Genomic DNA, 14,925 nt, shown 5'->3' on the forward strand with positions numbered 1-14,925 from the left:
AGATTGTACTGATAGTAGATAGATTTTACTGTCACCTAAATAATAAAGAGAAAGCTTAAATAAAAATGACCACTCGAACTAAAATTCACTTTGCCCATGCTAATGGGTTTCCAGCGGGAAGTTACCGTCTTCTATTAAATTCTATGAGGAGCCATTTTGATGTGATCGCCATAGAAAAGTTGGCCCATAATCCAAATTTTCCGGTTAATATAGGGTGGCAAAATCAAGTCTCCGAAATCGTCCATTTTTTACATGAAAATCAGGCGGAACCTTGCTACTTGGTGGGCCACTCCTTTGGCGCTGTGGTGTCATATTTAACCGCTTGTCTGCATCCGCATATGGTGAAAGGATTGGTGCTCCTCGATCCGCCATTAATTACTGGCTTAACCAGTTTATTATTTGGAAGTGCTCGAAAGTTGGGATTTGCCGATAGATTATCGCCGTCCAAACAAGCGATGAACAGATGCACATCTTGGCCTAAAGAGACAAATGTCGAAAATTATTTTAAAGGTAAGGCCTTATTTAGAGATATGCATCCTGAGTGTATTGCCGACTATGTTGGTAGTGCAGTCAAAGAAATGCCTGATGAGTTAAAACTAGACTTTGACCATCATATTGAAGCCACTATTTTTCGTACGATCCCGTTAAATTTGCGCCGCTATAAATTGCCCCATCATATACCTGGGTTAATTATTACAGGAGAGAAAACCAAAGTCTGTAAGAGCTCATCTATTGCGCCCTTTGTCAAAAAGAATAATCTTGAACATCAAGTGGTGAAAGGTGGGGGGCATATGTTTCCCTTAGAACAGCCCATGTTGGTTGCATCAATGCTTAACGATAAAATCGCCCAATGGGAGTCCCAAGACTAAAGGTGAAAAGTAGTTTGAGATTTGAACATTACTATGTCGAACTCAAACTACTTTATCTGTCAAAATTTAATATCCTACCGGTAATCCTAGCATTTCTCTGGTAACCAAAGTGACGCCTTTCTCTGTTACCCGGAAGCCTCTCGCTTCATCATCTTGGCGACTATGGCCTATAACGGTTCCTTCAGGAATAATGCAACCACGGTCAATGATTGCACGGCGTATTCTACAATGACGTTTGATTTCCACATCAGGTAAAATAACCGACTCATCCACTACGGTATAAGAGTGCACTCGTACATTTGAGAAACACACACTCTTTCGAACTGTAGCACCGGAGATTATACATCCCCCTGACACCACCGAATTAATTGCCGCGCCACGTCTATTATCTTCTTCCCATACAAACTTAGCAGGAGGAAGTTGCTCTTGATAGGTCCATATTGGCCAACGTTTATCATACAAGTTTAGCGCGGGAACAGGCTGAACCAATTCCATATTTGCGGTCCAAAACGAGTCTAATGTACCCACATCGCGCCAGTAGACTTCACGCTGATCAACTTCATCAAAAGCATAAGCGTAAACGAGTTGATCCTTAATAATATCAGGGATGATATCTTTTCCGAAATCCCGATCTGAATTCGACTTCTCGGAATCTCGTTTGAGTTGTTCGAATAAAAATTCGGTATCAAATACATAGTTCCCCATAGAGGCTAAACACATATCTGGCTTACCGGGGAGAGGGGATGGATGTTCAGGCTTTTCTTCAAAACCGTTAATTCGCATTGACTCATCCACTGACATTACGCCAAATTGACCGGCGGCTTCTTCAATCGGCACAGGCATACAACAGACTGTCATTTTTGCGCCTGATTCAGCATGACGCGCGAGTAAAGTTCCGTAATCCATACGATAAATATGATCACCAGACAACACCATTACATACTTGGGTAATTCATTGCGAATGATATCAATATTTTGAAACACTGCGTCTGCCGTTCCTTGATACCAATTATCAGAAGAACGTTGAGAAGCAGGTAGAATTTCCACAGATTCGCCTAATTCTTTTTTGAAGTGCCCCCAACCTCTGACCAGGTGACGAATTAAAGAGTGAGATTTATATTGTGTAACTACACCAACTCGACGAATACCTGAGTTAATACAATTAGAAAGTGGGAAATCGATTATTCGAAATTTACCACCAAAGTATAAAGCGGGTTTTGCTCGCCAAGTGGTTAATTCATGCAACCTAGAACCACGGCCGCCAGCTAAAATTAGTGCATATGTATCACGAGTCAAATTACTGATATAACGGGGGTTCTGTCCTTCCATATAATGACTTCCTCAAACAATGAATAAGAATGTTGGCTCAAAGTGATTGTAACTAAAGTTTTTTCTTTGATGTAATGAGTTTGGCACGTACTTTAGTCAAAAACAATTTGAAATGTTAAAAAATTATTAAATATACTTCCCCTAACTCTTGGATACACTGGCAAATTAATTATTATTCGCTAATATTAGGCCAGTTTTTATCGTTGCAGTATCGAAAAGGAATCGAAAATGCACCATATGGCCATTTTAGTGACGGATAATTTCCCAGTTTTTGAGCTAGGGTGTGCATTGGAAGTATTTCACTTGCCAAGACAGGAGGTATCTCCGTGGTATAAGTGCGATGTTATAAGTTTTGATGGCAAATTGTTAGCGTCTTCTAGCGGATTATTGATGCAGGTCAATGAGGTAACTGAATTACTTCACTACGATATTTTATTGATCCCCGGGTGGGACACCCATTCCCGTAAAATAAAATTATCCCTGGCGGAACAAATTGTTGCTTTCCATAGTTTAAATAAACGTATTATTACCTTTTGTTCAGGGGCTTTTTTACCAGCACAATTAGGCCTATTGAATCATTGTAAAGCTACTACTCACTGGCGATATGCAGAATTATTTAAACAGCGATTTCCTTTAGTCGAGTATATAGACAATGTGCTTTATACTCAGCAAGATAATATATATTGTGCGGCGGGCAGTGCTTCTGGTCTCGATTTATCGTTAGAGGTGGTGCGCCAAGACTTCGGGCATGAGATCGCAAACTTAGTTGCCAGACGATTAGTTATTTCTCCCCATAGAGCGGGTGGGCAGGCGCAATTTGTAGAAACGCCCTTGCCGCAAAAACACCACAAGTTTGCGAGAACCTTGCAATGGGCAATTAAAAAGCTAAATAAGATTTCTAAAGTGGACGATTTGGCTGACCACGCAAATATGTCCAGACGCAGTTTTGATCGCCACTTCAAAGCTTCAGTAGGCATGCCGCCAAAAGAATGGTTAAATCAACAACGAATTCGATTGGCCAAAGAAATATTAGAGCACCATCATATATCGATGGACGAACTTGCATCTCGTGTCGGCTTTGATAACACCGTCACCTTAAGATTTAACTTCCATAAATTTGTGGGTATCTCTCCAACAGAGTATCAACAACAGTTTTACCAAGGTTAGTAAGAGAAATTAATGACATTACAAAATCAACAAAATTCGACCACAGAAAAACAAAAAGTTATTTTCGATCATGATGGGGGAGTAGATGATTTACTATCCCTAATGTTGTTGTTAACAATGGATCATATCGACTTGTTAGCCGTTACTATTACGCCAGCAGATTGTTACCTATCAGATGCGACTATATCTACGTTAAAAATATTGTCTATGTTCAAACGCACCGATATACCTGTAGGCAAAGGGAATCTTCATGGTGAAAATGCCTTTCCAGCAGACTGGCGGGCACAACCTAAAATATGCAATGTGCTGCCGGATATGTTGGCGCAAAGCTACAACGAAAAACAAATTTCAGATTTATCCGCGGAAGAGTTGATTAACGCCTGTTTAACTCATGCCGACAACGTCAGTGTTTTGATGACAGGCCCATGCACAAACTTGGTAGCCGCCTTTGAAAAACAGCCAGAATTAAAGCAGAAAATTAAAAACGTTATCTGGATGGGGGGCGCAGTGGATGTGCCTGGCAATGTGGCCATGTACAACCATGATAAAAGCGCAGAATGGAATGCCTATTGGGATCCGATAGCCAGTCAAAAGCTTTTCGCTTCCGGCGTAGTGGTAAAATTAATTGGTTTAGATGCCACTAATTGTTTGCCTGTAAACATTGACTTTTTGAGTCAATTGGCCGCCCAAAAAGAGTATCCTATTTCAAGTTTGGCTTGTCAGTTTTGGGCAACCACAATTAATACTATTCCTAGCTATGAATTTACTTATTTTATGTGGGACGTACTCGCGACTTGCGTGTTAGCCCTACAAGGAGATGAGATAACCTTTGAACCTGTTAAGTTAAATGTGGCGACTGAAGAACCGAATGCAGGTCAAACATACCGAGATCCAGACCACGGTTTTGATATTGATGTTGCGTTTAAAGTGGATAAGGATGCCGTTCTAAACTACATATTAAAACAATTTACCTGCTGAACGAGGAGTATTGACCATGGCAATTCTTAAAAAGGTTATATTTTCACTTCTAATACTATTGACGGTATTTATTGTCGTTGGTTACTTTTTGCCATCTGAATACCGTGTGCAACGGAGTATTTCAATCAATGGAGCGGCAGATAAAATATACCCGCAAGTGGCGGATCTTAGAAACTGGCGAGATTGGGGCGTTTGGTATCAACGGGATCCCAATATGCAGGTTGAATATTCAGGAGATAGCATCGGGATAGGCATGAAATCTTCTTGGAAGAGTGCTACTGAAGGCGATGGTTCAATGACGATCATCGCATTAGCGCCCAATCAAAGTGTGACCTATGAACTCTATTTCTCTGGGTTTGATATGACATCTCAAGGTCAGTTAACATTTCAACAAAGCGATGGCCAAACGTTAGTGACTTGGACTGGAACCGGTGACGTCGGTTTTAATGCTATCAATCGGTATTTTGCGTTAGCTATGGACTCGTTAATTGGCCCCGATCTGCAACAGAGCTTAGATAACTTAAAAGCGGTTATGGAAGATTAGACGTTAGCTAATCCGGCTTTTCGTCGCTTTTGCCACAAAATACTTCCAATCCAGTTGGCTTTCGATAGCGGCCTTGGTGCGAGCCCCCGTGGCAATTGAAACCTAACAATCTTGCCTAAATCTTTTTAAGCTTATATATATATTCCTCAAATTCGTTTGTTTTTTACTCAGTTTGCCTTTTGGATTAAAAATAGAAAGTCATCGCCAGGTGTTTTGGGGATAAGTGATGAGGCCACGACTATAATGCGCAGCACTTATATCTCGCTGATCTTCACAATAAGCCACTTCGTTAAATTCTTTGTGGGTATCTAATCCTAAAAAAATTATGCTATGTTTGTTCATGCCAGCCTCCAAATTGATTTAGTCTTGAACAAACCAATTCTAGTTCCGGCCAGCACTCCGGTGGTTTTTTGAGCTAACCCACGAAAATGTGGAGGCTAACATTTCTTAGGGACTTATTGTGTCTATGCGTCAAAATAGAGAGCAACTATGAACAAAGGAGAATTGACCTTTTTCTGTGGAAAGATGGGGGCAGGAAAATCTACCAAAGCTAGGGAGATCGCACAGAAAAGCAATGTAGTATTGCTTTCAGAAGATGAATGGCTTGCGTCACTTTACCCAAATAAGATTTCATCACTAAATGACTATATCGAATATTCAAATCTACTTAAGCCACAGATTAAAAAGCTTGTTCAATCCATGTTGTCTGCAGGAACAAATGTAGTCATGGATTTCCCCGCAAATACTCTGTCACAAAGAGATTGGTTTCGGAGTATTTTCTCCGAGATTGAAGCTCCACATAATTTGGTATACATAGACTTGTCAAATGAGATCTGTTTAAAACAGATTGAAAAACGGCGCAAAGAACAGCCTGAAAGAATGGCAACTGATACACCAGAAATGTTTGAGCAGGTTACAAAATATTTCAAGGCTCCCACGGCGGAGGAAGGTTTCAATACAACCAAAGTGGCGCGAAATGCATAACAATGCGCTGCTACGGAAAATTTACTCGCTATCGATCCAACATTTCCGTAAAGCGCGGCGTTAAATTGCATAAGCCTTTCAGGTTATCGTCTAACGCCAAGGCGGATATCTTCCGTATTTCTCCGAGTTAACGACTGCTTTTTCCACAATTTCCCCGTGGTTTATTCAATTCAATATACTTCCTTCTCAAATCGTTTTTATACAAACCTGTTCACAGTAATGTTTATCAATAGTTGCAGTTTTCTGGCAGTTTGGTTTAGTCTAGGGTAATAATTTTAAACATGTTGTTGTGTAAGTTGCTTGTGGCGGCAAAGCTACGATAGTGAAGTGGTTGGCGCAATAACAAGCGTATTTTTCTGATGCAAACTCAATGGCTGTGGCTCATTCTCTAAGTGTAGTTGGCTAACAAGATTGTGTCGTAAATACAGGACGCTAAATTACCTAATGAGAATGGAGTCTTTAGACGATATGAAAGGAACAATAAGTCAATGGAAAGATGATAAGGGTTTTGGTTTTATAACGTCAGATGACAATCAAAAGGTCTTTTTTCATATTTCTAGTCTTACTACTAAAAGCAGAAGACCGGAGATCGGTGATATTGTTGTATTTACTGAAAAAATGGATAATCAGAATAGATTAAAGGCAACGAGTGTTGCAATTGAAGGTTTGTCTAAAACAAACCATTATAAGAGCAATACCGATGTTGAACCTAAGACCAAAAACTTTTTTGATTACCTCCTAATTCTTGTTCTGGTAAGTTCTATAGTATTCACTGCATATATATATTTTAAATCAAACAATATAGAAGGCTCGATAATATTTGTTATTCCTGCGGTGATTGCGTTAATTTTATTAAATCGTCAAAAGAAGCCAAAAAGTAGTTCATTTCGTTGTACTCGATGTAAAAAAATTGAATTATATGATTCTAGAACTATTAGTGCCTGGAACAGAGGTTTCACTCGTTTATATTGCAACTCTTGTCACTTGCAATGGTTAAGAAGTAGGCCCAGGCATGAGCAAGAAAAAGTGTACTCTTCAAATAAAAGTGGAGGCTGCTTAGGTACATTTACTCTAATTTTAACAACTTCCTTTTTGGGGGGGTATTCAGTGGTGCATTGGCTAGTGCAAACTGTAATTTAAACAGAACAAATAGCGGTGGGTTACGTTTGCTTCGCTATACATTTTAACCCACTATTTCTGTCCGCTTAATCACCTACATCCCTAAAAATCAAACTATGCCTGTTTAACCTATTTAGCCACCCTTGGTACATGGGTGACTTAAGAGACAAATGTCATATCATTTGATGAGAAAGCCTGCTCGGAACTGTCATTTATTTTATTGGCTGACTGGCTTTCAAACTTTTTCCAAACACGCTCGTGAAAATAGAATACCACTGTATTAACTGCGGGCTCTACAAGGGCGACTGCGCCACCGATTACTGCACTGCCAGTTAATAAATAAGCGACTGTGAAGGCAACGGTAAAGTGTAAACATGCAAAGGTAATTGTCTTTTTCATAATGTTGTACTCAATAATAGTTTAGATTTGATAATGAGAATTATTATCAATAAGTAGCAAAAAAGATAATTGATTTTTACGAACAACATCATCGAATAATTTAATCAATGAAATTTGGATATCATTCCAAGACAATTAAGGAAATAGAATCGAATAAGCATATGAAGTTTGACGGCGGGAATTTTAGCGCCTCTGAAAATTCAACTATTTAACCTTGCTTGAAACCTTATTACAAAAAACGCCAGTCGTTTTCCGTCTAAGTATTGCAGGGGTTATTTACCAGATATAAATACACCCTGGGTTTTTCCATGTCCAGTTTCTAGGTCATATTGCTTATTCTGTTGTTGATAATATTTTACTAGATCTGAGACTTGCTTGGTCGCTTGGGATTTTAATTGGCTGCATTGAAAATGGGGAGGCATGCTTTTTAGTTTGCGTTCAATGGTTTCACCGGCCTCAATCCAAATAGCCTGATGGCCTTTTTCATGATCCAATAAAGCTGCGTAATAATTATCAAATGAATGCATTAAACTTTGTGATGCGGTTTTTCGGTTGGTCATTTCAGGCATAGTGTAAATCCCTTCTAGATATATCTTTATTCCCACTATTCGACAAAGATTACCCGTGGATTGCAGGCCAAAAACAGGGGTCAGTTGCCATTGGGTGCGGCCATGAAATAATTGGTTTTCTTTAACAATGGGTGAGTTTAAACGCAATTCACTTTTTATTTCTTGAAGGTTCGTTGGAGCAATTGAATAGTGCTCAAACTTTTCCGTCAGCACTACCTCGGAAGAGGCATTGAAGCTTGTAACTAACAATAGGCCGCAGAACGCGAGCTTTACGCCATCAAAAAGCATGAATATTTCACCGTGATATTGTAATCATCCAAACCCTAAATTAAGGCCTAATGGTATAGATTAAAAGGGGTTTCACCCATCTTTTCCAATCTGTTTGCATAAATACCTGCCATAATTGCCATTAAGATAGCAGTCAACCTGACAAATGCCCATTAATTGTATAAGGTTTAAACAGGTTGATTGTCATCTACTTTGCTGGAAAGGTTAAAACTTTGGAAACAACTCGCACGAAATATAACCCTATGATTATGGTTAGTTTGATTGGCGCTCTGTTGCTTTTGATCGCGGCCATTGTGTATTTGAGTACACAACCTAGTTCGGGGCCTAAGGTTATTCATTTATCTTCTGGGGAATGGGCTCCGTACTCGGGGGAAACGTTACCGCAAAAAGGTATTGCAAGTGTAGTTGTTAAAACCGTTTTTGAACAGATGGGGTACAGTGTCGACTTACAATTTATGCCGTGGGAGTTGGCGTATTCTAAAGCGCAATTAGCCCAGCAAAATAGTCAAATTAGGGGAACCTATCCCTACATTAAAACGCCTGAAAGGGAAAACCAATTCTATTTCAGTGATCCTATTATTGATGTTCCCAATGGGATTTTCTTTCATTTGCAACATAATCCTTCTGCCGCAACCATCAGCCATCCATCTGATCTTCAAAAGTATGCAGTCATCACCTTGGCGGGATATGAATATACGCCAAGATTACGTCAATATATGCCCAAAAATACCTGTCAATTAAAAGATACTCAGCAGGGGTTTGAGATGCTAGATGGCAATCAACAATGGTTATTGCTAAGTGCTAAAAAGATCACCCAAGGGCAATGGAATGAGGTTGCAAAAAGCCCAGAGGCAATCAGGTTAAAACTATCCCAAAGACTATTGCAAATTGCCCCTAAGGCTCCGTTAACTTATCGCCATTTAGAGGATCAGACTTTTTATGTGTATCAATTCGGTGATTCTCCTATAGACAACGTTAATGAGTTAATACAAAACAGTAACCTGATCGTGACCTCTGATAATGTGTTAAATACGCAAATCAAGTCAGCTGGCTCCTCAGCGTGTAAACTATCTATTTCTGAGGCGTTAGTGTGGTTAGCTTATTCCTCTAAACCGAAGGTTTTAATTGAATCTCAGACAGTCGGGGAGTCGGTATTAACCCAGTCTATGCCTACATTATCCGCTAAAATAGGATTTGCTGACTATATTGATTATGTGCCTCACAGCGTATTGTTTACGAAAAACAACCCGAATAACCTTGCCCTAAAAAATCAGTTTAATGACGTTCTCAATAATTTAAAAAGCAACCCTCAAGCCTTTACTAGTTTATTGACCCAAGTGACCAATGAAATCGATATGGCCGATTCAGTTAGACTCGTTGCAACGGGCAGCAAACAACTCGTGCTGGGGCAACGTTATGATCGACAATTAGTTCGATGTTTGCCTAACGAGGTTTATACCTTTCCCAAGGGAACCAAAGCGCTAGTCAGGCAATGGCCCGAATTATTCTTAAATAATGTTCAAATTTTTGCTCAGCAAAAAGTGATTGCCAATGTATTGAATGGTCCATTGGCGTCAAAAACCAACTTGTATTGTTTCGAGCCAACCGCGGTGCAATTGCAATAATGTATCTAATGGAGAACGTATGAAACCTAAAAAAAACAGTAGTTTCCTATCAAAGTCCGCTCCTTATTTACTCATTATTTATTGTTTAGCGGTACTGTTGTTCTTTCTCGCGGAGTTAAAACTGTTTGGACTGGATGAATATTTAAGGGCCACCAATCAGGTGTTGATCCTATTTGCACTGTTAATCATGCCGTTTGTCATTATCAACATGCCGAGTTTTATTCAGTCTTTAACTTTAAAGGTGTCTGATAAAGAATTTCATGTTCAACTTAATGAATTAGAATCTAATTTCAGTCAAACTATCGGAAGAGTGCAACAACAAGTCAGTACTTCTGAGCAATCATTTTGGCCAATACTCGCCGGAGAAGACATATTGGCGCCTAACAGATTAGAAGGGCCAAATCCTAAAATTATCATAGGTGCAAAAAACGATCTCTCACAAATGTTTTTTACCGAACTCTTAGCCTTAGCGATAACCCATGAAAATCCACATATTAAGTGTGAAATCCGTTTTCCCAACGGTGACAGCATGCATAACTTTGCGGAGCTAAAATATAGATGGCTGGATATTTACATGGACTATACCGGTACGTGTGTACAGTATTTTAATATTCATCATAAAACTGAAAACAATGAGATCAAATCACCCCAGAAATTAACAGAAGAATTGAATCATTATGGTCAAGGCTTAGGCATTAAGTGGCTGCCTAATCTTGGCTGTAGCGAAGATTATTGTTTGGTGATGACACCAGAATTAGCAGAATCTGAGGAAATTACCACTATCAATGATTTAAAAACCAAAGGCGCTAAGTTGACGTTTAGCGCAGATCCAGAATTTATGAACAGAAAAGATTGCTTATTGGGATTGTTAGATTACGGTGTTAAATTTAAATCGGTATTGCCGTGCAGCGTGACTGATCGCTATTCTGCAAAGGAAAGCGGTGAAGCTGAAGTATTCGTAGGATACGAGTCCGATCCTCAAGTAACCAGTGGGGAAGTGATTATTTTAAAAGATACTGAGCAGTTTTTTCCTCGCTATTTAGCCCAACCTTTAATTTCAGCAGCCGTTTTGAAAAAATTCCCGGATATTGAACATCGCCTGAAAATATTGCACGACTGCATGAGTACTGAGGATTTAAACAACATCGTTGCCAGAATTGGCAAATCTAACAACGATCCTGTGAGAGCAAAAGAAGAGGCGAAAAAAGTGTTTAAACACGCACTGGAGAAGCAACATTAACGATGGAACCTCTGTTACCCATTATGCATCCCTATGGGCTCATGTTTTTAAGATAACAATGCGTTGGCGACCTTTGACGTTGATTGTCGACCTAGTGCTGCCATGATATTGCTGCCTGCTTGCACTAGTTTATGCAGATCAATGCCGGTTGCTATCCCCATACCGTTCAACATAAATACCACATCTTCTGTGGCAACATTACCTGAAGCACCTTTGGCATAAGGGCAGCCGCCTAAACCTGCTACTGCGCTGTCAATGGTGCTTACGCCTAACTGTAACGCAACTAATATATTGGCTAATGCTTGTCCGTAGGTATCATGGAAATGCACGGCAATTTTGTCTTGGGGAAGGACTTGTTGTACTACCTCTAACATGTTTTTGGTTTTAACCGGCGTTCCCACACCGATAGTGTCGCCAAGTGACACTTCGTAACATCCCATGTCCAGCAATCTTTGACTCACCTCAGCCACACTTTGCGGCGAAATATCGCCTTCATAGGGGCAACCTAAAACACAAGAAACATACCCTCGAACGGGTATGTTATCTTTTTTGGCTTGTTCTACAACGGGCAAAAAGCGATCTAAACTTTCAGCAATTGAACAATTGATATTCTTTTGCGAAAAGGTTTCAGATGCCGCGCCAAATATGGCCACCTCATCAACCTTAACTTCTTTGGCACTGTTATAACCCTGTAGGTTAGGGGTTAAGGCCGAATAGGTAACACCGGGTTGACGATCTAACTCGTCAAATAACGCACCGCTGTCGGCCATCTGTGGTACCCATTTAGGTGAAACGAAGCTCCCAGCTTCGATAAATTTCAATCCAGCTAACGCCAATTCATCGATCAACTGTAATTTATTCGCCAATTTGATCAGTTGCTTTTCATTTTGCAAACCATCTCTTGGGCCAACTTCAACAATTTTTACCTGTGTAGGATAATGGCTGGTCATTGGTATTACTCCTTGGCTTCAAAGTCAAGCAAGATTGCGCCGCCATCAACAAGGTCTCCGGCAACGAAATGGAACTTTTTGACCACCCCAGCTTTGGGGGCTTTGATGGCATGTTCCATTTTCATTGCTTCCATTACGATTAACGTTTGTCCTTTTTCTACTTCGCTATTCTCTTCTACAACTTGACTGACGATGGTGCCATTCATGGGCGCTTCAAAACCACCATGGTGATCATCTGCATCATGTAATCCTAAGTCAGGTTCATTGAGTTTGCACTGAATCGCGTATTCTTGGGTAAAGAGGCTAGTGTACCCTTGATGGACTTGCAGGGTTGCTTCTACCTGTTGTTTATCTATTGTGGCGCTAAAATGATCACCTTTGAGTTCACCAACGCACTCAAAACATCCTTCGGGTGTGGTCACTTTGAAGGCTTGCTGGTGTGTTTGCGAACACAAAAAATACTCAACCTGAACGGCTATGTTTTGTTGTTGAATATACACATTTAACTCTTCTGAATATTGTTCATTCATGCGCCAGTGATTGTGCTTTATCCAAGGTGATTGTATGGCGGATGTTTGCTTCTGTGATGCTAAGGTCAATGCCTGACGTTGCAATAGTAAGTAGGTTACGGCCAGCGGAGTTAATAATGCTCGCTGAAGCGCATCACTCACAAATAACTCAGTTTCATGCTCGTCAATAAAATGCGTGCTCAACTGAGCTTCCTTGAAAGCGGGATGAGTGGCCAAGTTATAGAGGAAATCAATGTTTGTAGTCACGCCATCCACTTGATAATGACTTAAGGCGTCAGCAAGTTTAGCAAGGGCTTTGTCACGATCATGATCCCAGACAATTAATTTGGCTATCATAGGGTCGTAAAATGGCGAAACATCATCTCCTTCTAACACACCAGTATCAACTCGGACTTCATCGCCTTCGACGGGCGGTATTAAACGAGTTAACGTACCTGTAGAAGGCAAAAACTGATTGTTTGGATCTTCAGCATAAATTCTTGCTTCAAAGGCATGCCCATTTATTTGTAGCTGCCCTTGTTGCATTGGCAGCGTTTCGCCTTTGGCCACATGGAGTTGCCATTCTACCAAATCTTGACCTGTGATCATTTCCGTTACAGGGTGTTCTACCTGCAATCGTGTATTCATTTCCATGAAGAAAAACTGATTGTTACTATCCAACAAAAACTCGACAGTACCAGCACCAATGTAGCCTATCGCTTGGGCAGCTGTTAACGCCGCTTGTCCCATTTGTTGACGTAGCTCTTCTGTCATTCCTGGCGCTGGGGCTTCTTCTATCACTTTTTGATGGCGTCGCTGCACAGAACAATCACGCTCAAACAGATACACGCCATTTTCATGACTGTCACAGAACACCTGGATTTCTACGTGACGAGGTTGAATGAGGTACTTTTCAACCAACATAATATCGTCACCAAAGCCCGACATAGCTTCACGTTTTGCTGCATCTAGAGCATCAAAGAACTCTTTACTATCAGAGACTTGTCGCATCCCTTTGCCGCCGCCGCCAGCTGCTGCTTTCAACAGTACAGGGTAACCCATGTTATCGGCATGTTTTTTTAACAGCTGTGGTGATTGATCATCGCCGTGATATCCCGGCACTAAAGGAACACCTGCTTGCTCCATAATGTGTTTAGCCGCTGATTTAGAGCCCATGGCTTCTATTGCGCCAATGGGTGGGCCCACAAAAATAATATTATGTTGTTCACATAAACGACAAAATTGTGAATTTTCCGACAAAAACCCATAGCCAGGGTGGATCGCGTCTACATTGAGTTTTATCGCCGCAGCTATAATTAATTCACCTTTTAAATAGCTTTCTCGAGAGGGAGCCGGGCCGAGTCTTACTGCTTCATCGGCCATTTTCACATGCAGTGCGTTGGCATCTGCATCGGAATAGACGGCGACGGTTTTAATGCCTAATTTTTTGGCTGTTTTAATGATGCGACAAGCAATTTCACCGCGATTAGCAATCAGTAGTTTGTCTATTTTTTTTAGCCCACTCATAATTTTTCCCGCCATGCTGGTTGTCTTTTTTCCAAAAATGCAGTTAAACCTTCTTGCCCTTCTTCCGAAACTCGTATTGTGGCAATACGTAAACTGGTTTTTTCGATAAGCTCCTCGTCCAGTGGCTCATCTTTAATATCAAACACGAGCTGCTTGGCCGCTGCCACTGCAATTGGCCCGTTATTGATGATCTGGGTGACCAACAAACTAACCGTTGAGTCTAACTCTTCTTCGGTAACAGCTTCGCTGACTAAGCCCAAGCGACGAGCTCTGCGGGCAGAAAAGACTTCGGCGCTCATAAAGTAGCGGCGCGCGACTCTATCGCCAATGGCATCAATGACATAAGGGCTAATTGTGGCCGGTATCAAGCCTAATTTAACTTCACTGAGACAGAATTTGCTTAACCGACTGGCAATGGCGATATCACAGCAAGAGACTAAGCCCACCGCGCCGCCAAACGCTGCACCTTGAACTTTAGCGATGGTAGGTTTAGGAAGGGTATACAGTGTATGCAACATCTTGGCTAATGCATTGGCGTCTTCAACATTCTCATCATAACTATAGCTTGCCATGCGCTTCATCCAATTTAGATCGGCACCGGCACAGAAACTTTTGCCATTGGATTGCAAGACCAGTACGCGGGCATTGTCGTCCCTTGCCACCTGATTAAAATAATGGGTAAGCAATGCAATGGTGGTGTCGTCAAATGCATTGTGTACCTCAGGTCGGTTTAAGGTGACCGTTGCCACACCTCTCGAGTCTAGTGTGTATAGTACATCTTCTGAATGTTCTTTTAAGGAATTAGGAATATCATGCATAACGAGAATA

Annotated in this window: 15 protein-coding genes; 8 read left to right on the forward strand and 7 right to left on the reverse strand. The window is 40.8% G+C overall.

What is annotated here, in order from left to right; all coding sequences use genetic code 11:
* Positions 1-65: 65 nt before the first annotated feature.
* Entirely contained in the window at positions 66-869 is an 804-nt protein-coding gene (locus Q4574_RS08825) for an alpha/beta fold hydrolase (protein ID WP_303473682.1), read from the forward strand.
* A gap of 66 nt (positions 870-935) precedes the next feature.
* Here the strand turns inward: Q4574_RS08825 and glgC are convergent, their stop codons facing one another.
* Complete coding sequence (gene glgC / locus Q4574_RS08830; RefSeq protein ID WP_303473684.1) at positions 936-2,198, reverse strand: glucose-1-phosphate adenylyltransferase; 1,263 nt, start codon at positions 2,196-2,198, stop codon at positions 936-938.
* A 228-nt stretch (positions 2,199-2,426) separates the two neighbouring features.
* Here glgC and Q4574_RS08835 point away from each other — a divergent pair, with 228 nt between their 5' ends.
* Genes Q4574_RS08835 through Q4574_RS08845 form a run of 3 tightly spaced genes read left to right on the forward strand, consistent with a single transcriptional unit; the run spans position 2,427 to position 4,887 of the window.
* Positions 2,427-3,365: a GlxA family transcriptional regulator gene (locus tag Q4574_RS08835; RefSeq protein ID WP_303473686.1), complete on the forward strand. Its 939-nt coding sequence runs from the start codon at positions 2,427-2,429 to the stop codon at positions 3,363-3,365.
* 12 nt (positions 3,366-3,377) lie between these two features.
* Entirely contained in the window at positions 3,378-4,343 is a 966-nt protein-coding gene (locus Q4574_RS08840; protein WP_303473687.1) for a nucleoside hydrolase, read from the forward strand.
* A gap of 16 nt (positions 4,344-4,359) precedes the next feature.
* Positions 4,360-4,887 carry an SRPBCC family protein gene (locus tag Q4574_RS08845; protein ID WP_303473688.1) on the forward strand — a complete coding sequence of 176 codons (528 nt, stop codon included), beginning with the start codon at positions 4,360-4,362 and terminating at the stop codon, positions 4,885-4,887.
* 198 nt (positions 4,888-5,085) lie between these two features.
* Here the strand turns inward: Q4574_RS08845 and Q4574_RS08850 are convergent, their stop codons facing one another.
* Positions 5,086-5,229 (reverse strand): hypothetical protein, encoded by a 144-nt coding sequence (locus tag Q4574_RS08850; RefSeq protein ID WP_303473798.1) that lies wholly within the window; start codon positions 5,227-5,229, stop codon positions 5,086-5,088.
* A 147-nt stretch (positions 5,230-5,376) separates the two neighbouring features.
* Here Q4574_RS08850 and Q4574_RS08855 point away from each other — a divergent pair, with 147 nt between their 5' ends.
* Positions 5,377-5,871, forward strand: coding sequence for an ATP-binding protein (locus tag Q4574_RS08855; protein ID WP_303473689.1), 495 nt, complete (start codon positions 5,377-5,379; stop codon positions 5,869-5,871).
* Between the two features lie 468 nt (positions 5,872-6,339).
* Entirely contained in the window at positions 6,340-7,011 is a 672-nt protein-coding gene (locus Q4574_RS08860; protein ID WP_303473690.1) for a cold shock domain-containing protein, read from the forward strand.
* Positions 7,012-7,149: 138 nt separating this feature from the next.
* Here Q4574_RS08860 and Q4574_RS08865 read toward each other — a convergent pair whose 3' ends face one another.
* Positions 7,150-7,389, reverse strand: a complete 240-nt coding sequence (locus Q4574_RS08865) for a DUF2061 domain-containing protein (protein WP_303473691.1) — start codon at positions 7,387-7,389, stop codon at positions 7,150-7,152.
* Between the two features lie 272 nt (positions 7,390-7,661).
* Positions 7,662-8,246 (reverse strand): DUF922 domain-containing Zn-dependent protease, encoded by a 585-nt coding sequence (locus Q4574_RS08870; RefSeq protein WP_303473692.1) that lies wholly within the window; start codon positions 8,244-8,246, stop codon positions 7,662-7,664.
* A 212-nt stretch (positions 8,247-8,458) separates the two neighbouring features.
* Here Q4574_RS08870 and Q4574_RS08875 point away from each other — a divergent pair, with 212 nt between their 5' ends.
* Positions 8,459-9,871 carry an ABC transporter substrate-binding protein gene (locus Q4574_RS08875; protein WP_303473694.1) on the forward strand — a complete coding sequence of 471 codons (1,413 nt, stop codon included), beginning with the start codon at positions 8,459-8,461 and terminating at the stop codon, positions 9,869-9,871.
* 19 nt (positions 9,872-9,890) lie between these two features.
* The gene (locus Q4574_RS08880; protein ID WP_303473695.1) at positions 9,891-11,111 is read left to right on the forward strand and encodes a glycine betaine ABC transporter substrate-binding protein; all 1,221 of its coding nucleotides are present in this window, start codon (positions 9,891-9,893) and stop codon (positions 11,109-11,111) included.
* Positions 11,112-11,158: 47 nt separating this feature from the next.
* Here Q4574_RS08880 and Q4574_RS08885 read toward each other — a convergent pair whose 3' ends face one another.
* The 3 genes from Q4574_RS08885 to Q4574_RS08895 are packed head-to-tail and all read right to left on the reverse strand — an operon-like array spanning position 11,159 to position 14,915.
* Positions 11,159-12,061, reverse strand: a complete 903-nt coding sequence (locus Q4574_RS08885; RefSeq protein WP_303473697.1) for a hydroxymethylglutaryl-CoA lyase — start codon at positions 12,059-12,061, stop codon at positions 11,159-11,161.
* 5 nt (positions 12,062-12,066) lie between these two features.
* Entirely contained in the window at positions 12,067-14,097 is a 2,031-nt protein-coding gene (locus Q4574_RS08890) for an acetyl/propionyl/methylcrotonyl-CoA carboxylase subunit alpha (protein WP_303473698.1), read from the reverse strand.
* Positions 14,094-14,915 carry an enoyl-CoA hydratase/isomerase family protein gene (locus Q4574_RS08895; RefSeq protein ID WP_303473699.1) on the reverse strand — a complete coding sequence of 274 codons (822 nt, stop codon included), beginning with the start codon at positions 14,913-14,915 and terminating at the stop codon, positions 14,094-14,096. Before Q4574_RS08895 ends, Q4574_RS08890 begins: the two co-directional genes overlap by 4 nt.
* Positions 14,916-14,925: the final 10 nt, after the last annotated feature.

Origin of the sequence: Aliiglaciecola sp. 3_MG-2023 (assembly GCF_030548205.1) — a bacterium.
Classification (GTDB): Bacteria; Pseudomonadota; Gammaproteobacteria; order Enterobacterales; family Alteromonadaceae; genus Aliiglaciecola.

Bases quoted from the DNA above. Each gene is read 5' to 3' on its own strand.
- Q4574_RS08850 (WP_303473798.1), bottom strand. From the start codon at position 5,229: ATGAACAAACATAGCATAATTTTTTTAGGATTAGATACCCACAAAGAA.
- Q4574_RS08865 (WP_303473691.1), bottom strand. From the start codon at position 7,389: ATGAAAAAGACAATTACCTTTGCATGTTTACACTTTACCGTTGCCTTC.
- Q4574_RS08895 (WP_303473699.1), bottom strand. From the start codon at position 14,915: ATGCATGATATTCCTAATTCCTTAAAAGAACATTCAGAAGATGTACTA.
- Q4574_RS08840 (WP_303473687.1), top strand. From the start codon at position 3,378: ATGACATTACAAAATCAACAAAATTCGACCACAGAAAAACAAAAAGTT.
- glgC (WP_303473684.1), bottom strand. From the start codon at position 2,198: ATGGAAGGACAGAACCCCCGTTATATCAGTAATTTGACTCGTGATACA.
- Q4574_RS08825 (WP_303473682.1), top strand. From the start codon at position 66: ATGACCACTCGAACTAAAATTCACTTTGCCCATGCTAATGGGTTTCCA.
- Q4574_RS08880 (WP_303473695.1), top strand. From the start codon at position 9,891: ATGAAACCTAAAAAAAACAGTAGTTTCCTATCAAAGTCCGCTCCTTAT.
- Q4574_RS08885 (WP_303473697.1), bottom strand. From the start codon at position 12,061: ATGACCAGCCATTATCCTACACAGGTAAAAATTGTTGAAGTTGGCCCA.
- Q4574_RS08835 (WP_303473686.1), top strand. From the start codon at position 2,427: ATGCACCATATGGCCATTTTAGTGACGGATAATTTCCCAGTTTTTGAG.
- Q4574_RS08860 (WP_303473690.1), top strand. From the start codon at position 6,340: ATGAAAGGAACAATAAGTCAATGGAAAGATGATAAGGGTTTTGGTTTT.
- Q4574_RS08890 (WP_303473698.1), bottom strand. From the start codon at position 14,097: ATGAGTGGGCTAAAAAAAATAGACAAACTACTGATTGCTAATCGCGGT.
- Q4574_RS08870 (WP_303473692.1), bottom strand. From the start codon at position 8,246: ATGCTTTTTGATGGCGTAAAGCTCGCGTTCTGCGGCCTATTGTTAGTT.
- Q4574_RS08845 (WP_303473688.1), top strand. From the start codon at position 4,360: ATGGCAATTCTTAAAAAGGTTATATTTTCACTTCTAATACTATTGACG.
- Q4574_RS08855 (WP_303473689.1), top strand. From the start codon at position 5,377: ATGAACAAAGGAGAATTGACCTTTTTCTGTGGAAAGATGGGGGCAGGA.